The organism is Pseudoalteromonas arctica A 37-1-2, from assembly GCF_000238395.3.
Classification (GTDB): domain Bacteria; phylum Pseudomonadota; class Gammaproteobacteria; order Enterobacterales; family Alteromonadaceae; genus Pseudoalteromonas; species Pseudoalteromonas arctica.
Genome location: NZ_CP011025.1, coordinates 1,794,871 through 1,813,091, shown reverse-complemented (window position 1 = coordinate 1,813,091; position 18,221 = coordinate 1,794,871). Strand labels below are relative to the sequence as shown.

At 36.8% G+C, this 18,221-nt stretch carries 16 protein-coding genes; 4 read left to right on the top strand and 12 right to left on the bottom strand.

Going from position 1 to position 18,221, the window contains the following annotated elements; translation table 11 throughout:
* Positions 1 to 320 precede the first annotated feature (320 nt).
* From PARC_RS08110 to PARC_RS08100, 3 genes are all read left to right on the top strand, one after another.
* Complete coding sequence (locus tag PARC_RS08110; RefSeq protein WP_007586875.1) at positions 321 to 1,607, top strand: citrate synthase; 1,287 nt, start codon at positions 321 to 323, stop codon at positions 1,605 to 1,607.
* 115 nt (positions 1,608 to 1,722) lie between these two features.
* Positions 1,723 to 2,949: a SufS family cysteine desulfurase gene (locus tag PARC_RS08105; RefSeq protein ID WP_010552671.1), complete on the top strand. Its 1,227-nt coding sequence runs from the start codon at positions 1,723 to 1,725 to the stop codon at positions 2,947 to 2,949.
* A 33-nt stretch (positions 2,950 to 2,982) separates the two neighbouring features.
* Positions 2,983 to 3,399: a SufE family protein gene (locus PARC_RS08100; RefSeq protein ID WP_008172666.1), complete on the top strand. Its 417-nt coding sequence runs from the start codon at positions 2,983 to 2,985 to the stop codon at positions 3,397 to 3,399.
* Between the two features lie 6 nt (positions 3,400 to 3,405).
* Here the strand turns inward: PARC_RS08100 and tcdA are convergent, their stop codons facing one another.
* From tcdA to PARC_RS08065, 7 genes are read right to left on the bottom strand one after another with little or no spacing between them, the layout of a single operon-like run.
* On the bottom strand, positions 3,406 to 4,203 hold the full coding sequence (tcdA, locus tag PARC_RS08095; protein WP_010552670.1) for a tRNA cyclic N6-threonylcarbamoyladenosine(37) synthase TcdA: 798 nt from the start codon (positions 4,201 to 4,203) through the stop codon (positions 3,406 to 3,408).
* Positions 4,204 to 4,884, bottom strand: a complete 681-nt coding sequence (locus PARC_RS08090; RefSeq protein ID WP_010552669.1) for a TIGR01621 family pseudouridine synthase — start codon at positions 4,882 to 4,884, stop codon at positions 4,204 to 4,206.
* Positions 4,881 to 5,642, bottom strand: a complete 762-nt coding sequence (kdsB, locus tag PARC_RS08085) for a 3-deoxy-manno-octulosonate cytidylyltransferase (protein WP_010552668.1) — start codon at positions 5,640 to 5,642, stop codon at positions 4,881 to 4,883. Before kdsB ends, PARC_RS08090 begins: the two co-directional genes overlap by 4 nt.
* Entirely contained in the window at positions 5,630 to 5,827 is a 198-nt protein-coding gene (locus PARC_RS08080; protein WP_010552667.1) for a Trm112 family protein, read from the bottom strand. The genes kdsB and PARC_RS08080 overlap by 13 nt, the downstream gene beginning before the upstream one ends.
* The gene (gene lpxK / locus PARC_RS08075; protein WP_010552666.1) at positions 5,817 to 6,797 is read right to left on the bottom strand and encodes a tetraacyldisaccharide 4'-kinase; all 981 of its coding nucleotides are present in this window, start codon (positions 6,795 to 6,797) and stop codon (positions 5,817 to 5,819) included. The genes PARC_RS08080 and lpxK overlap by 11 nt, the downstream gene beginning before the upstream one ends.
* A complete protein-coding gene (gene msbA, locus PARC_RS08070) occupies positions 6,794 to 8,539 on the bottom strand; it encodes a lipid A export permease/ATP-binding protein MsbA (protein ID WP_010552665.1) in 1,746 nt (581 codons plus the stop codon). The genes lpxK and msbA overlap by 4 nt, the downstream gene beginning before the upstream one ends.
* Before the next feature lie 60 nt (positions 8,540 to 8,599).
* Positions 8,600 to 10,867, bottom strand: coding sequence for a DNA internalization-related competence protein ComEC/Rec2 (locus PARC_RS08065; RefSeq protein ID WP_010552664.1), 2,268 nt, complete (start codon positions 10,865 to 10,867; stop codon positions 8,600 to 8,602).
* On the opposite strand from PARC_RS08065, the gene PARC_RS08060 reads away from it, so the two are divergent.
* A complete protein-coding gene (locus PARC_RS08060) occupies positions 10,847 to 11,353 on the top strand; it encodes a DUF2062 domain-containing protein (protein WP_010552663.1) in 507 nt (168 codons plus the stop codon). The two genes, PARC_RS08065 and PARC_RS08060, sit on opposite strands and share 21 nt — an antisense overlap.
* 119 nt (positions 11,354 to 11,472) lie before the next feature.
* Here the strand turns inward: PARC_RS08060 and PARC_RS08055 are convergent, their stop codons facing one another.
* From PARC_RS08055 to PARC_RS08035, 5 genes are all read right to left on the bottom strand, one after another.
* A complete protein-coding gene (locus tag PARC_RS08055; RefSeq protein WP_010552662.1) occupies positions 11,473 to 13,218 on the bottom strand; it encodes a DUF3466 family protein in 1,746 nt (581 codons plus the stop codon).
* A gap of 11 nt (positions 13,219 to 13,229) precedes the next feature.
* The gene (uup, locus tag PARC_RS08050; protein WP_010552661.1) at positions 13,230 to 15,143 is read right to left on the bottom strand and encodes an ATP-binding cassette ATPase Uup; all 1,914 of its coding nucleotides are present in this window, start codon (positions 15,141 to 15,143) and stop codon (positions 13,230 to 13,232) included.
* A gap of 15 nt (positions 15,144 to 15,158) precedes the next feature.
* The gene (locus PARC_RS08045) at positions 15,159 to 15,398 is read right to left on the bottom strand and encodes a glutaredoxin family protein (RefSeq protein WP_010552660.1); all 240 of its coding nucleotides are present in this window, start codon (positions 15,396 to 15,398) and stop codon (positions 15,159 to 15,161) included.
* Positions 15,391 to 17,508, bottom strand: a complete 2,118-nt coding sequence (gene rlmKL, locus PARC_RS08040; RefSeq protein ID WP_007586899.1) for a bifunctional 23S rRNA (guanine(2069)-N(7))-methyltransferase RlmK/23S rRNA (guanine(2445)-N(2))-methyltransferase RlmL — start codon at positions 17,506 to 17,508, stop codon at positions 15,391 to 15,393. Before rlmKL ends, PARC_RS08045 begins: the two co-directional genes overlap by 8 nt.
* A gap of 91 nt (positions 17,509 to 17,599) precedes the next feature.
* Positions 17,600 to 18,130: a cell division protein ZapC gene (locus tag PARC_RS08035; RefSeq protein ID WP_007586900.1), complete on the bottom strand. Its 531-nt coding sequence runs from the start codon at positions 18,128 to 18,130 to the stop codon at positions 17,600 to 17,602.
* Between the last annotated feature and the right edge of the window lie 91 nt (positions 18,131 to 18,221).

The window sequence follows — 18,221 nt, the reverse complement described above, 5'->3', positions numbered from 1 at the left end:
ACAATTAAAGTTCACAAACCTGTAAATTTTAAGCTGTTAAGAATATGTTTACCCAAATACAATACGGTTTAAAACCACCGTTAGTATATATACCCACAGGGCTTTTTACAATTCTTGTTTATTTAGAGATGTTTGCGAATTAGCCAATAGTATTATATTTAATTAATACCGAATATTTATTATACATATATGCATAATGTTTATAAAAATTGACTTTAACCCCCTCTTTCACGTTAAAATGAGAAGATGTGCTTAAAACAGATTTCAGAACTTTAAAATCTAAAAATCAGAATAGATATCTTAATAGGAGATACATAACGATGGCAGATAAAAAAGCCACAGTCCAAATTGATGGACTAGATCCAATCGAACTTCCAATTTATCAAGGCACTGCTGGCCAAGATGTAATCGACGTACGTACGTTAGGTTCACACGGTCACTTTACTTATGACCCAGGTTTCATGTCGACTGGTTCTTGTGAATCTGCAATCACCTATATTGATGGTGGTAAAGGTGTACTACTTCACCGTGGTTACCCAATTGAGCAATTAGCTGAAGACTCAAATTACATTGAACTTTGTTACTTACTTTTAAATGGTGAGTTACCTTCTAAAGAACAATATGAAGTTTTTAAGAATGAAATCACTACAAGCACTATGCTTGACGAGAAGATTGCTAACTTTTTCCAAGGTTTCCGCTTTGACGCTCACCCAATGGCAATGCTTTGTGGCGTAGTAGGTGCATTATCATCTTTCTATCATGAAGACCTTGATATTACTGATGCTGAACAACGTAAAACAAGCGCAGTTAAGCTTGTTGCTAAGTTACCAACAATCGCGGCAATGGCTTATAAAACAAATATCGGCCAACCGTTTGTATACCCACGTAACGATTTAAGCTACGCAGAAAACTTCTTACACATGATGTTCTCTGTACCTGCTGAAGAATATAAAGTTAATCCAGTAACTGCAAAAGCGATGGATAAAATCTTTATGCTTCATGCAGATCATGAACAAAATGCATCAACTTCAACAGTTCGTCTTGCAGGTTCATCTGGTGCTAACCCGTATGCATGTATTGCAGCTGGTATTGCATCTTTATGGGGCCCTGCTCACGGCGGCGCTAATGAAGCATGTTTAAACATGTTAGAAGAGATTGGCTCTGTTGACCGTATTGATGAATACGTAGCTAAAGCTAAAGATAAAGCTGACCCGTTCCGCCTTATGGGCTTTGGACACCGTGTTTACAAAAACTTTGACCCACGCGCTACAGTAATGCGTCAAACGTGTCACGAAGTTTTAGCTGAGCTGAATATCCAAGATCCACTTCTTGATATTGCTATGAAGCTTGAGCAAATTGCGCTTGAAGACCCATACTTTGTAGAGAAAAAACTATACCCTAATGTAGATTTCTACTCTGGTATTATCTTAAAAGCGATTGGTATTCCAACAAGCATGTTCACTGTAATCTTTGCAATGGCACGTACTGTTGGTTGGATCACTCACTGGGATGAGATGCTATCTCAACCTGGTCATAAGATCAGCCGTCCTCGTCAACTTTATACTGGTTACACTCAACGTGACTACGTATCAACTGACAAGCGTTAATTAACGTTGGTTAGTTTAAAAAGGCCGCATTTTGCGGCCTTTTTTATTAACAACACTTGAGAATTATCATAAACCGATTACAATTCCTGCCTTAAAAACACTATGTAGATGAGCCATGCTTGCTTTAAAGTTTGATATAAATAAAATTAGAAACGACTTCCCAACATTAAATCAAACAATAAACGGCTGCCCGCTTGTCTATTTAGACTCAGCAGCAACCTCACAAAAGCCTCAATCAGTTATAGATACAATTACTGAATTCTATACGTTTCAAAACGCTAATGTACACCGTGGACGCCATACACTTAGCGAGCAAGCAACTTATGCATATGAACAAGTACGGGATAAAACTGCAGAGTATTTCAATGTATTTAGTAAAGAGATTGTATGGACTAAAGGCGCTACAGAAGCCATTAACTTGGTCGCTAACGGATTAAAAAAGCGCTTAAATGAAAGTCATACCATAATGATATCTCCGCTTGAGCATCATGCAAACATAGTGCCTTGGCAAATAGTGAGTCAACAAACGGGTGCTAAATTAATAGCGCTTCCACTAAATAAAAATGGCACGCTGAACACCAAAGAATGCTGTGAATTTATAAAAGAAACAAAACCTACCCTATTAGCTATTACACAAGCATCTAACACACTGGGTAATATCACCGATTTAAAACCACTTATTAGAGCTGCAAAAGACGTCAATTCTCTTGTTCTAGTGGATGGTGCACAGGGTGCACTGCATTTAAAACCCGATTTACGTGAATTAAACTGTGACTTTTATGTCTGCTCAAGCCATAAAATGCTCGGTCCAACAGGATTAGGTGTGCTTTATGGTCGATATGAGCAATTAAATACCCTTGAGATTTACCAATCAGGTGGGGAAATGATCGATAAAGTGTACTTAACTCACAGTACTTATCGTCCTGCGCCTGCAAAATTTGAAACTGGAACACCAAATATCTCTGGAGTTTTAGGCTTTGGTGCCGCATTAGACTATTTAAATGAATTAGATCACGCAAAAATCCAGCAATATGAGCAAAAATTGTTTAGTTATGCCGCTCAAAAATTGGTAAAGGTTGATGGTATTACAATATATAGCAACCTATCTGACAATATTGGTACACTCTGCTTCAACTTAAATGATGAACATCCTTATGATTTGGCAACTTTACTTGACGGGTACGGGGTTGCAGTAAGGAGTGGACACCATTGTACACAGCCATTAATGACACATTTAGGGCTTAATGGAACGCTAAGAGCGAGCTTTTGTTTTTATAATACCTATGAAGATGTAGATATATTCATTGATTCACTTAAAAAATGTATCGCTTTACTGGACTAAACGTCACTTTAATAGAATTAATTAGGATAACTCATGACAAATACGTTTAACAAAGTCACAGAATCTATAAAAAATGCGCCCGCTTGGCAGCAAAAATATCGTGAGATAATGCTTTTAGGAAAAACTTTACCTGTTTTAGCTGATGTTTTGAAAACTGATGATGCACTTGTACCAGGCTGTGAAAGCAAAGTATGGATGTTTGTTGAATTTGATTTAACAGAAAATACACTTGTTGTAATTGGTGACTCAGATACACGTATAGTAAAAGGATTATTAGCCATTATTTTAGCGCTTTACAATGGCCTCACACCAGAGCAAGTAGTGAATAAAAATGCGTATGAAGAATTTGAAAAGCTCGGCCTTATAAGCCACTTAAGCGCATCACGTGGTAATGGTATTAAAGCCATGGTTGATAAAATACAAACCATGGCACAACACAAGCTTAGTTAACGAAAACTAAGCTTGTGAGCGTTGTTTTTTATCTAGATATTTACGCACCGCTTTTGCCGCAACAAAAAAACCAAAGCTTCCTGTGATCATAGTCACAGAACCAAAACCATTATTACAGTCCATATTCATCGTGCCATCAGCACTTTGCTTAGCATGACATACACTGCCATCGCTTCCTGGGTAAACCAGTTGCTCTGTTGAGTAAACACAATCAATATTAAACTTACGTTTAGGATTATTACTAAAATTATATTGCTTGCGCAAAATATAGCGCACTTTTGCAAGTAATGGGTCTTGCGTAGTTTTGGCTACATCACCAAAAGTTATTTGGCTAGGATCTGTTTGCCCGCCAGCACCACCAGTTGTAATTATAGGTAGTTTATTACGTTTACAGTGAGCAATTAATGCTGCTTTTTCTTTAACTGCATCAATACAATCAATCACATAATCAAAACCTTGAATATGCTCTTGAATATTATCAAGCGTAATAAAATCATCTATCACATTAACTTGGCACTCTGGATTAATAAGCTCGCAGCGCGCTTTCATTGCATCTACTTTAGCTTGACCAATAGTGCCCGTTAACGCATGAATTTGTCTATTGACGTTAGTCGCGCAAATATCATCCAAATCAATCAATGTTATTTTACCAACACCAGTACGTGCAAGTGCTTCTGCTGTCCAGCTCCCTACACCACCAATCCCTACTACACAAAAATGTGCTTCTTGAAGCCAATCAAACTGTTGATGACCATATAAACGTTTAATACCACCAAAACGTATATCTGTAACTTTTTCGCTCATTTACCAATCCAGTTGCCATGGCGATTGCCATGCTTGAAAATCTTGATGTTTAATTAACGCCAAATACTCATCACCATTATCGGGTAATAAAGTTAGCTGTATTTGTTCACCTTGCCATAAAAAGCTCAATGCATATGCATGTAAATAGGTACGATTTGATGGCGTGCCTGAATACATTGCATCGCCTAAAATAGCAGAGCCAATACTTTTTAGTGCCACTCTTAATTGATGCGTCTTTCCTGAATAAGGCTTTAAAATATACCCTCTAAATCCCGGCTTATAACTTAGCGAATAAAATCGGGTGATTGCAGGATTCAGCTTACTCGTTAGTAACTTAAACGAGCCACGGCGAGATTTAGCCATATCGCCTTTGATCCACCCCTGCTTCTTTTTCGGTTTAGCGTCACTAACCGCTAAATAAAATTTAGCAATCGCATGCTCAGTAAACATAACAGTAAAGCTGGCCGCAGCGGCTTTGTTTCGCGCTAAAATAATCAGCCCTGATGTCACTTTATCTAAACGATGAACGGCATAAAGCTTTTGCGATAATTGTTGTTCGGCTAACACAACAAAGCCGGGGCCATCTTCTGAATGAAAATTAAGACCCGCTGGCTTTTCTAAAATATAAAAATCGTTATGTGTATAAACAACTTTTAATATCTTACTTACTTGCTCACTCACACGTTTTTACTTTTAATATGCGCTATCACTTTAGCTAAGTCATCGGGCGTATCAACTCCAGCATGGGGTGCTATTTGAGCTTGCTCTATTTTGATTTTATAACCATGATACAACACACGTAACTGCTCAAGTGATTCAAGTAGCTCAAGTGGCGATACGCTCAATTCTATATATTGTTTAATAAAACCCGCTCTGTACGCATAAATACCTACGTGGCGCTGAAATGGCGCTAAATTAAGAGCACTGCTGTCATTCATCATTGTGCTTCTATCAAACGGAATACTTGCACGAGAAAAATACAGCGCATTTTTATTTATATCGCTAACCACTTTAACGGCATTAGGATTAAATACTTCATCACGCTCTTCAATAGCAACACTTAACGTTGCCATTGGTGCTGTTGAATCACTTAATAGTGCAGCAACTTGGGATACATTTTCTGGCGCAAGTAAGGGCTCATCGCCTTGTACATTAACCACAATTGTATCGCTGTCGAGATCAAGTAAATCAACTACTTCGGCTAAACGCTCAGTACCCGATTGGTGATCTTCGCGAGTCATTACAACATCACTAGTAAATAAACTTACTGCATCAAACACTTTTTGATGATCGGTTGCTATAACCACTTTACTTGCACCTGATAAACATGCTTTTTCGTAAACATGTTGAACCATTGGCTTACCGCAAATATCAGCAAGCGGCTTACCCGGTAGTCGGGTTGATGCAAAACGTGCAGGAATTACAACTACGAATTCCACTTTTCAACCTCTTCTAAAGATAACTCACGTGCTTCGTTTTCAAGCAATACTGGAATATCATCTTGAACGGGGTAAGCAAGCTTAGCTGCAGTACTAATTAGTTCTTTGTTTTCTCTATCAAAGCGTAGTTTACCCTTACAAACTGGGCAGGCAATTATCTCGAGTAATTTTGTATCAAAGGCCATTGAGTATTCCTTTTTCTTTTAATAATGAATTTAATGTGTTTATTACGCTATCGGAAGGCTCTGCATCTATAGGTAAATAATACCAATTAGGTTTTGCAAAGGACTTACATTTAACCGCGTCTTTTTCGGTCATTATAATGCAATCATCACCAAACTGAATAAAATCATCTGCTGTATAAGCATAATGATCTCTAAAGTGATGAGTCGACAATAGCTTAATATTTTGTGCTTCTAATGAGTTTTCAAACCGTTTAGGGTTCCCAATTGCACTTATTGCATGCGCCTCGCTTACGTTACTTTTTGCATCATCACTTGAATTAACTAAGCGAAGGTTACTTACTTGCAGCACGTAGCTATTATTAGCCTGACCGCCATTTTCAATTACTATATCAACACTTTGTAAGCGTTTAGTTGTTTCGCGTAGTGGCCCTGCGGGCATAACAAAACCATTACCAAAGCGGCGTTCACTATCAACAATACAACACTCAATGCTACGAGGCATTTTATAATGCTGCATCCCATCATCAGAAATAATGACATCTAGCGTATGATTTTTTTCTAATAAATCGATATTGTGTTGTCTATTAGGGCCAACAGCTATTGGGCACTTTAAACGATGGTATAAAAGTACAGGCTCATCTCCAGCCTGTTGGGCGTCAACAACTGAAGTGACTAACAGCGGGTAATTATCTGATTGCCCACCATAACCTCTACTAATAATACCCACTGATAAACCTTGCTGTGTTAAATGACTATACAGCCACAAAACAAAAGGCGTTTTACCATTACCGCCAACGCTTATATTGCCAACTACAATTACAGGCGTTTTGCACTCAAAAGATTTAAGTATTTTAGCGCTGTATAAGTATTTTCGAAATGACGATACAACCCAAAACAAAGCACTTAATGGTAATAACAGTAAAGTAATTAGACCAAATGGTTTATACCAGCTTTGCTCTATTTTGCTCACGCCTGATCACCAAACTGCATTTTGCAAAGTGCTGAATAAGTACCGTCATTTGCTAATAAGCTACTATGATCGCCACTTTCTATCACACGCCCGTTATCAATAACATAAATTCGGTCACTGTTTTCAATAGTAGATAAGCGATGTGCTATAACAATAGAGGTTTTATCTTTCATTAACGTTTCTAATGCTTGCTGAATAAGCTTTTCAGATTCGGTATCAAGTGCTGACGTTGCCTCATCTAAAATCAAAATAGGTGCATCTTTTAATATTGCACGCGCTATCGCTATTCGCTGGCGTTGACCACCTGAGAGCATTACCCCATTTTCGCCTACCATGGTGTTTAATTGCTCAGGCAGGTCTTTAACAAATTCCCACACGTGCGCTTGTTTGGCAACTTGCTCTAACTCTGCAACAGACACATCGTGCTTTATGCCATAACAAATATTATTGGCAATCGTATCGTTAAATAACACAACTTGCTGAGACACTAAAGCAAATTGGCGACGCAGATCAGTTAATTTATAGTCCTGCAGTGCTATGCCATCAAGTAATATTTCACTCGGTAGTTCTAAATCATAATAGCGGGGTAACAAGTTAGAAATTGTTGACTTACCAGAGCCTGAGCGCCCTACTAAGGCAATACTTTCACCCGCCTCAATCGTTAGCGACAAATCGTTTAATACGGCTTCATCTTTAGTTGGGTACTTAAAGGTTACGTTCTTAACTTCAATTAAACCTTTAACTTTATCAACCGAAACAGTGCCTGTATCTTTTTCCATTTCTTCGTCTAAAACTAAAAATATACTTTGCGCTGCAGAGATACCACGTTGCATATCACTATTCACATTGGCAAGTTGTTTTAGCGGACGTAATAACATCATCATTGAGGCAATTAATGCCATGAAGTCACCAGATGTAATCGTATCAATCATTGATGGCAACGACACCGCCCACAAAATAACTGCCATGGCACTTGCCGCTAAAATTTGAATTATAGACACACTAAGCGCTTTAGTTGCGTCCATTTTGATACGTTGCTGACGATTATGATTATTAATTTTCGAGAAGTGATTAATCTCTTGATCTTGACCACCAAAACCGTGAATAACTTTATGTCCGCTCAGCATTTGTTCTGAGCTACGGGTAACTTGCCCCATGGCAGATTGAATGTTTTTAGAAATGTGGCGAAAACGTTTAGAGACGACGGCGACAATAATAGCAACAAGTGGGATGATCACTAAAAATATCAGTGATAGTTGCCAACTGGTATAGAACATTACCGCAAGTAAAAATACAACAAATGCCCCTTCACGTACGACTATTAGCAAGGCTTTAGTAATCGCTTGTTGAACTTGTTCTGTATCAAATGTGATTTTTGAAATTAAATCTCCCGTTGAGTTTTTGTCATGAAAAGAAACGGGTAAGTGCAATATGTGCTCAAATAACTCTTGGCGTAAAGAACGTACAACTTGGGAGCCTACATAACTTAAGCAGTAGGAAGACATAAAGTTAAAAACACCACGCCCTAGAACTAACGCGATAACGACAAAAGGAGCGTACTTTAAAACTTCTGTATTACGCTGGTTCAAACCTTGATCAATAAACGGCTTCATTAATTGAATAAATAAAGCATCCATTGCTGAATAGCCTATCATCCCAATAATTGCGACAAATGCGACGCTTTTGTAGGTGCCAACATATGAGACAAGACGTTTATAAATTTGTGTAGTACTTTGATCCATAACACTCTCTAAATACAGTAACAATCTGTATTGTATCCTCCGATGAGATAAAACTAAACGTCAATCTTTGATAAACCAGTAACTTTCCTGCCCTCTTGCTGTTTCTATAGCCAAATTCTTTGCATAAAATTTAATACTAATTTGCCCTTCAACGCCTGTCGTAAATTGCTGAGCGTTTATTTGGTTATAACGTTCGACGACAAGAGGCTTAGGGAATTCCCATTGCCCTTTATAGGCACTTGAATGAATGACTACTTGGGGAGCAACGTTATTTATAAAATTAACACTTGAGGATGTATCGCTGCCATGATGCGGGCTTAACATTACTGTACTTTTCAACGATTTATTATCCGCTAATAGCGATGCTTCACGCGCCTTTGATATATCACCGGTAAGTAACACGCTATGAGTATTATCTGATACCCTAACAACGCATGAATCATCATTTTCATTTCCAAACCCTTTTGTACTAAAGCTTTGTACTTTTAATCCAGCAAAATCAATGTTTATGACTTCACATACATTATGTGTATTTTTAGGATGAAATTGTTGTAATGTTTCACCAAGGCCAGCATCTATGAAATGTTGTAATCCTCCAGCGTGATCATTATCTTCATGACTTAGAATCGCCGTTTTCACTGTTAAATTATTTGCTTTAATATAAGGCAATAAAATACTTCGCGTACGGCTAAAGCGATTGAAATAACTGGGGCCAAAATCATAAATAAGCACTTGTTTATCTTTTTCAATTAATGCCATAAGTCCATGCCCTACATCAAATACATGTAGTTGCCACTTAGACTTTTCTGTTAGCCAATAATTTAATAAAAGCGTTATTGCTGGAATAAAAGCGAGCCATTTATAAGGAAGAAAATAAACCATCAACATAATAATATAAGTAAAAACGACAAATATTGAGTCAATTCTGCCAGTCGTTATCCACCTTAACGATTCTGGTATTTCATTAAGCAATTTAAATAGCGCATATAAGCCAGTATCAAACAGGTTTATTAAAATACTTATATCTAAGAAAATACTCAGTAATGTAAAAACAATTAAAAAAGGTAAGATAATGATTGAAAGCAGCGGTATAGCAATTAAGTTTATTATCAAACCTGCAATACTTACCCCATTAAAAAAATAGAGTGAAAGTGGCAATAAACCAATAAATAACGCTATTTGAATAACAAACAGTGAAATAACTTTGTTTTTTATGCGAGTGTTTAATATTGGTAATTTATTAATAACTGTAAAAATGATAGCAACAGCTAAAAATGAAAAGTAGAGACCTGGATTGAGTAAATTAAATGGGTTAACAATAAGAACAATAACCAAGGCAAATAAAATGCTCCGCCAACGCAGCGGCTGCTTAGCAAGAAAATACAATAATAAATAACAACCCAGCATGATAAGCGCTCGCGTTGCCGATACTAAAAAGTCACTTAAGTACACATAAACCAAGGCTACTAAAAATCCGCATGAACTGTAATAAAGAGTCAGGTTGAATGATTGCCCAATCGAAGAATTAATTTTTGCAAAAATGAATCGAGTAAATAGATAACCGAAGCTAAAAATCAAACCGATATGTAACCCCGATATAGCAAGTAAATGACTTAGCCCAAGAGATTGCATTAATTGTTTATCAGCGTAGCTCATCAAAGATTTTTCACCGCTAAGCAATGCATAATAGAGCCACTGTAATTTTGTATCCGTATAAGTGTTTTTAAGGAAGTGTTGATAATCTAAAATTATGCTTTGTTTGTCGCTATTTATAATATTAAGATTTTTATTAAGCACTTTACCTTTAAATAATATTCTACTTATAAAAGCATAACGTTCATTATCAAATACATTAAAATTTTTATTACTACGAAAATGTTTTAAATGAATTAAAGCAGAAAATTCATCACCTACTATTAAAGGCTGTGCAGAATTAACACTGAGCATTGCTTTGGGTGCTCTAAAATCCGAAAAATTACTCCCTTCTAATGCCACTATTTTAACTTTAATATATTGAGGTTTTTTGTCAGAAATAACCTCTTCAACAATTAATGTAGAATCAAGTGCATACTTTTCGTCCGGTTTTGGTATTTCAAAACTATAAAAAACGTAAAAATGCAGACCAACGAAGCAAATTGCACAAATAAAGCCTAACAATACATTTAAAAACGGCTTAAAATAAGCGCTCACTATAACAATGAAAATTGTGAATACTGTAAATTCGAGAGTTTGATAATAAAATACGGTTGCTATACAGCCAATTACAAACCCAAGACTTATCCACACTGATGTAAATGGTTGCTTTAAATGGCTAAAAAAACGATCCAAAGATTTTTACCTGATCCAAATAAAATTAGACATCATAAATCACTAAGAATATTTGGACGCCTTTTACAAGATGCAAATCTTTGGCATTTAAATAGACGTTCTGCTCGAGGTGCATTTGCAGTCGGGTTATTTTTTGCTTTCATCCCTGTTCCTTTTCAAATGGTTTTAGCAGCAGCCGGTGCTATATTATTTAGAGTTAATTTACCTATCTCAGTTGCATTAGTATGGCTTACAAACCCTCTAACTATGCCACCTATTTTTTATGGCTCATACTTAGTGGGTACATTAATACTTAATCAGCCTGAGCAACACTTTGTATTTGAAGCTAGTTGGTCTTGGTTTCTAGAGAGCATAGAAACTATTGGTCCTGCATTTTTACTAGGTTCGTTAGTATGTGCTTCTATTGCATCAATTATCGGCTATTTTAGTATTGATATTATTTGGCGCCGTTCTGTTAAAAAAGCATGGTTATCGCGAAATAATTAGTAGCCTTAAAGCTAAATAATAACTATAAGATTCATGGCAATCCTAATCTTATAAAATATTATAGACGAAAAAAAACCAACTTTATTAAGTTGGTTTTTTATAATAAATATTAGTAAACTTTAAAAGCGAAATATACGTCTTAAGCCAACTAATGGTAATAGCAATAATGTATACCAAGGAAAACTAGCAGAGTTACGTTCATAAACCTCTGCTTCTGGTGGAGCACAGTTTTCTACTTCACCGTTTGCAATTGGCGTTAATTTAACTGCAATAGCAATACTCTCGTATTCAATTTCACCATTGATATCAGTTACAACACTGCCTAAAGAATCAAGTTTTTCAACTGTCTTAGTCGCAGTACCAAATATTTCATTATTTTCATTGATAGCTGTTGCTTCAACCATAGAATAAGCGTAATCAGTTTCGCCATCGGTATCATAACAAGGCAGTAAATCGTTTAGATTAGTGATTTTATCTTCACCAATTTTGTAAATAAAGGCTTCTTTAAGTCGTGAGCTATCAGATACACCCACTTCACCTTCGCCTACAATATACCCTTGATTATTTATATCGTTACCATAAGAACTTGAGCTTGAGAAATAATCAGTTGGGAAAACTGTATTACCTGTTTCGATGTCATGATAGAAGAATTTATTACGAAGAGTGCCTTCAATACGCTTGGTCGCATAACCTGTAATTACATCATTATCATTAATAGCAATTGATTTACCAGCCTGCCAATCATCTTCTTGATCAATAAAATCAGTAACTGCACCGTCTTTAAAATAAACTGGCATTGTAAGAATCGTATCGTCATTTTTGTAATAACGCGTATTTGATGAACCAACTACAGTGCCTATTGCATTAATAGCTAAAGCTGTACTTGTAAATGCATCATCTTCCGTTTCACCTTCATCAGGTGTCAGTGCTAAACCAAGCTCTTTAACAGAAATAATATTTAACGATTCATCAAGTTCCCATTTAACAGCACGCTTATTAAATAAGCCTCGTGAAATATTAGAATTTAATAAATTGATACACACTGATGTTGGTTCGTCTTCATTATCACAGTTATCATCAATATTATCTTGTCTGTCATCAGGAATACTTGTAGAGATATTACCTACAACAGTGTAACCACTATTTGTTTTGACTATATCGTTAGCGCGGCTTGTGCCACCGTATTCATTAAACTCTGGTTCTAATGGAACTTTGATCATGCCATCAGCGCTTATTACAATCCCACGCTCTATAAACTCATGTGTGAACCACGTTTCTGCTTCATCTTCACCATCAGGTGTAAAAGACACTTTATCGTAAGGAGCACCGCCCCAACCAACAGTAACGCCGTCTTCACTTACAGCATTAAAAAGGTTAATAGTTGAACGCGTTAAGCCATCATAATCAACAGATGCAACATCAAATAACGGTTGCTCTGTTACTTGTGTGTCATTGTACTTTATGCCAACTAATGAGCTTAATTTTTGATATTCAAAATTTGTAGAAATTGAAGATAAAAAACTAACCATGAAAGTATGTGCATCAGAATTAGTAAGTACTGCATCATTATTTTCAATGTCATCAAGTGTAAAGGTAATCTCTTTATCACTTAAATCAAATGCAGCCTCTGTATTATCGTAGCTATTTTCAATAATGTTTTCAGTAAAATCTATATAGCTGATATCAATAGGTAAATTGTATAAACCATTTGCGAAACCAATAATATGTCCGCTTTCGCTTACATCTGTTACATAAGAATATTTAGCGTCTTCAAGAGTCCCTAATTCACTTAACTGGTACGTAGCACTTGTTGCTGAAGTGCTTAATGTCGCTAAAATACTGGCAGCGAGTAATTTATATTTCATTTTAGTCCTTACTACTGATTCTGTAATTCTTCAAGTTCTTCCCAGCGCTCAAGCGCAGCTTCAAGGTCAGACTCAAGTTGTGCCAAATGGTTCAATGCTTTAGTTGTTACATCACTCTCTTGTTTAAAAAAGTCTGAGTCACTAACTACAGCTTGTTGAGCTTCAATTTCAGCTTCTAGTTTTTCCATTTTATTCGGTAGTTGCTCTAATTCAAGTTTTAATTTGTAAGAGAGTTTATTTGTTTTAGCTGCAGGTTTAGCAACTGGAGCGACTACTTTTTCAACTTTTTTTACTGGTTGCTGCTGCGTTTTTTTTTCTTGTTCAGCTAAATAGTTAACGTAAGCCTCATAGTCGCTATAGCCACCTACAATATCTGTAACTTTACCGTTACCTTCAAACGCCCATACACTTGAACATGTATTATCAATAAATTCACGGTCATGGCTTACAATCAGCACTGTACCTTGGTATTGATTAATGATGTCCTCTAGTAACTCTAACGTTTCAATGTCCAAGTCATTCGTTGGCTCATCGAGAACAAGGATATTAGACGGTTTTAAAAACAGTTTAGCTAATAGCAGTCTATTTTTTTCACCACCAGAGAGTGCTTTAACAGGGGTTCGAGCGCGTGCTGGCGGGAATAAAAAGTCTTGTAAATAACCTAAAACATGACGTGAGCGTCCGCCCATCATCACTTCTTGTTTACCTTCGGCAACGTTATCTTGAACTGTTGCTTCTTCATCAAGCTTTTCACGATATTGGTCAAAGTAAGCAAATTCTAAATTAACACCTTGCTTAGTTATGCCGCTATCTGGTTCTAAATCACCAAACATTAGCTTTAATAGTGTTGTTTTACCAATACCATTTGGGCCTACTAGACCGATTCTGTCACCGCGCATTACCAGTGTAGAAAAATCATCAGCAATAACTTTGTCTTTAAATGCATGACAAAGATGTTGAGCTTCAAATACTAACTTACCAGAGCGATCTGCTGTTTCAATATTGAAATCAGTTTTACCAACTTGGTCAACACGTTGCTTACGCTCTGTACGAAGCTGTTTTAACTCACGAACACGTCCTTCGTTACGCGTTCTACGCGCTTTAACACCTTGGCGGATCCATGTTTCTTCTTCGGCTAAACGCTTATCGAACAATGCATTTTGGCTTTCTTCTACTTTTAAATCATGGGCTTTTTGCTCTAAGTACGTAGCGTAATCACCAGGGTACGAAATAAGCTTACCACGGTCTAAATCTAAAATACGCGTAGCAACAGCGCGAATAAACGCACGGTCATGCGATATAAATACGATTCCGCCCTTAAACTCTTTTAAAAATTGCTCAAGCCACATGACGCTTGCCATGTCTAAATGGTTTGTTGGCTCATCAAGTAATAATAAATCAGGCTCACTAACAAGTGCACGTGCAAGTGCTACTTTACGTAACCAACCACCAGAAAGAGACTCAAGTTTAGCTTCTGGCGTTAATTCTAATTGTGTTAGCACTAATTGAATTCGGCTATCAAAGCGCCAGCCATCAGCCGCTTCTAATTGATTTGATAAACGTTCAAGCTTGTTTAATAACTTATCAGTACACACTGTTTGCAACTCATTACTTACATGATGAAAATCAATTAGTAAGTTTGCAATCTCAGGCATACCTTGCGCAACGTAATCAAATACAGTGCCATTTGCGCCTTTTGGTGGATCTTGTTCTAAACGAGAAATTCTAATCCCGCCTAGCTGATTTATTTCACCATCATCTAATACAACTTCGCCATCAAGCACTTTTAATAGAGTTGACTTACCCGCGCCATTTCGACCAACAACACACACTCTTTCGCCACTTTCTATAACGGCATCTGCTTTGTTAAGCAAAGCATGCGTACCAAAAGCAAGTTGTGCTTTTAAAATTCTAATTAAATCCATAGTTCTTATTTGCTCTTATTCTGCTTGTGCTAAAAATTCGCGCACAGTGTGTAAAGTAAAAGGCCAAAATAATTGCTCGCCTTTTTCACTTTTTAATACAGGAATAGTAATTTGATACTCAGCTATAAGCTGCTCATCAGTCATAATATCGATTAGTAATAACTCACTCGTATCACTAAGTACCTCAGTGATAAGTTGCTCAGCTTGCTCGCACAAGTGGCAACCATCAGTGTGGTATAAAACCCATTTAGCCATGTGTGATTAACCAGCTATTATGGATTTTTTTATTACGTTTAAAGTCTGGTGATAACGTTTTATCTGAAATATTAATGGCTTTTAAACCTAAACCAATCAGACCAACTTCATCTATCACAAAGCCACGTTTGTTATTAGAGAAAATTAAGGTACCTGATGGGCTTAAAATCTTTTTAACCCACGTTAATAATTTAATGTGATCGCTCTGTACATCAAACGCGTCTTTCATACGTTTTGAGTTTGAAAACGTTGGAGGATCTAAAAATATCAAATCATATTGTGCTGTCGCGTGCTCTAACCATTTTAAACAATCAGCTTGCTCAAAACGGTATCGTGTATTACTAATACCATTTAAATCAAAGTTATCTTGGCCCCATTTTAAGTAGGTCTTTGATAAATCGACTGTAGTAATGGCTTTAGCACCACCAAGAGCAGCATGTACAGAAGCTGTACCTGTGTATGCAAAAAGGTTTAAGAAACGTTTATCTTTAGCATTTTCTTGAATATAACGGCGCATTAAGCGATGGTCTAAAAACAAGCCTGTGTCTAAGTAGTCAAATAAATTAACTTTGAACTTAGCACCAAACTCTTCAACAACCATAGTACGGTTTTGTTTAGACATAGCGGTGTATTGATCTTCGCCCTTCTGCTTTTTACGTACTTTTACAGCAATGTTTTCAGGTGAAATCTCAAGCTGTTGAGCCGTTAAACTTATTACGTCTTGCAGGCGTTTTTCTGATGTTTTTTCATCAATTTCTTTAGGCGCTGCATATTCAAAAATTACAGCAGAGTCACCATAAATATCTACAGCAACATTGTATTCAGGGATATCCGCTTCATAGACGCGATAAGCATCTATTTTATTTTGTTTAAGCCAGTTTTTTAAGCCTTGCTTATTTTTTTTCAATCTATTTGCAAATGACGTTGAGCCTTCAAAATTGAGTGCTTTTTTGTCATCTGTGGTCAAACTTACTTGCTTATCATCTAATTGATATAAGTTAAGTTCAACATCTAATGGGCCATTTTTAAATTTATAACGCTTAAGGCGCACAAGTTTTAAAAGTTTAAATAAGCTCTCGTCCATACCCAATAAGGCAAGTTTCCAGTGATTGAAGTGCTTTTTAAAGCCAACGCCTAAATTACGGTGTAAATCAACAAGCTCAGCCATAGAGCCAATACGCTCACCATAAGGTAAGTTTGAAATTACAACACCCGGTAATTTTGCAACAGCTGTAAGTTTAGTTGCATCACTTTGCTTAAACTTAATCACGTCGTCAAGCTCGGCTCGTTTAGCATTATCAATTGCTTTACTTAATACTTGCTCATCGTAATCGTGGCCAATTAACCACAATTTAGGATCAGTAATATTAGCGAGTAACTCTTCTTTAAGCTCTTTAAACTTAGCGGCTCTAAAACTGGGTAAACGCTCAAAAGCAAAACCTTCACGGAATAATCCTGGCGCTTCGTTTCGCGCCATACCGGCAGCTTCTATCAAAATAGTACCCGCACCACAACATGGATCGAATAAAGGCTGTTTTACATTTTCAAGCCAGCCACTTCGCTTAATTAATGCAGCAGCTAAGTGCTCTTTAATTGGCGCTTTACCTTGGCCTTGGCGGTAACCACGTTCTGACAAACGAGGACCTGAATAGTCAATATACATCGATACGCCGTAACGATTTAATCGTGCAACTACGCGCACGTTAGCATCTTGCTTATCAACGTTAGGACGTTGCTCGTATAAATCATTAAAATAGTCAACAATCGCATCTTTGATTACAAGACCCGAAAATTGCGTGTTTTTTAATGAGTCATTGGTACCGTTGAAGTCGACAGCGAATGTTTGCGTAGGTCCAAACCATTCTTGCCAAGGTTGCGAGCGCGCAAAATTATACAGGCTATTTTTGTCATCTACGCCTTCTTTTTCTTCAATAAGCATAAGCACACGCGTTGCAAAACGAGTTGATAAACAAACCTTTTGCGCAAGTAATGAGTCAGCCTCAAAACGAACAGAACCAACAGTTTGCTTAGACACGGTTGCGCCAAGTTCTGTTAGTTCATCAACCAATAAATTTTCGATTCCGATAGAAGTAAGTGCGATAAATTGCAAAGTAATAACCCTTAATAGCTAATTGCGCAGGATTATAACATAGGTTGGGCGACAAACACGCCATAAAGACACGCTTAAGGCTTAAATTTGGTTAGGCGGTTTGACTTTGATATTGCTGATTTAGAATGGGGTGTACTCGATTATTCAAAATACGGATTACTTCAAATTGCGCTAAAGATAAGTTTTCGTCTAATTTAAAGGTTTCACTTAAATTCAAACAAATAGATGCATCAGGACAATGCTCTACAATTAAAAAATCACCTGACTGCGCTTTAGATGTTAATTTTACTATTGCCTCTACGCTTGGCTCTGTCCCTGTGTATTCTTCAAAAAACCAACTTTTTGCTAAAACGGGTTTTAAGTGATACTTAACAGCAGTTGCATTTAATGATATTTGACAAATTTGAGCCGCAGACCACAATTCAAATCCATCCAGATAATTATAAACTTGTTCGTAAAATGCAGCATCTTCGAGACTAAAACGTGGATTTTTAAAAACAGAATCGGTGAGCTGTCTTAATTTATAAGGCGTGCATAATTGCATGTCGTCATTTAAATCAAGTAACAAACGATTTTTATCAGGACAAGTAATCCACTGCCATTGCTTTGATGCTTGTAACATTTACTCCTCCTTGGGTATGTTGAATAATTATTGCTCAGAGTATAACCGCTTTTGACCACTTTTAAAATGTTTGCTTAGAACATTTAGCTAA

Excerpts from the sequence above, each read along its gene's own strand:
- PARC_RS08110 (WP_007586875.1), top strand. The coding sequence starts at position 321 with ATGGCAGATAAAAAAGCCACAGTCCAAATTGATGGACTAGATCCAATC.
- PARC_RS08105 (WP_010552671.1), top strand. The coding sequence starts at position 1,723 with ATGCTTGCTTTAAAGTTTGATATAAATAAAATTAGAAACGACTTCCCA.
- PARC_RS08100 (WP_008172666.1), top strand. The coding sequence starts at position 2,983 with ATGACAAATACGTTTAACAAAGTCACAGAATCTATAAAAAATGCGCCC.
- tcdA (WP_010552670.1), bottom strand. The coding sequence starts at position 4,203 with ATGAGCGAAAAAGTTACAGATATACGTTTTGGTGGTATTAAACGTTTA.
- PARC_RS08080 (WP_010552667.1), bottom strand. The coding sequence starts at position 5,827 with ATGGCCTTTGATACAAAATTACTCGAGATAATTGCCTGCCCAGTTTGT.
- msbA (WP_010552665.1), bottom strand. The coding sequence starts at position 8,539 with ATGGATCAAAGTACTACACAAATTTATAAACGTCTTGTCTCATATGTT.
- PARC_RS08060 (WP_010552663.1), top strand. The coding sequence starts at position 10,847 with ATGGCTAAAAAAACGATCCAAAGATTTTTACCTGATCCAAATAAAATT.
- PARC_RS08055 (WP_010552662.1), bottom strand. The coding sequence starts at position 13,218 with ATGAAATATAAATTACTCGCTGCCAGTATTTTAGCGACATTAAGCACT.
- uup (WP_010552661.1), bottom strand. The coding sequence starts at position 15,143 with ATGGATTTAATTAGAATTTTAAAAGCACAACTTGCTTTTGGTACGCAT.
- PARC_RS08045 (WP_010552660.1), bottom strand. The coding sequence starts at position 15,398 with ATGGCTAAATGGGTTTTATACCACACTGATGGTTGCCACTTGTGCGAG.
- PARC_RS08035 (WP_007586900.1), bottom strand. The coding sequence starts at position 18,130 with ATGTTACAAGCATCAAAGCAATGGCAGTGGATTACTTGTCCTGATAAA.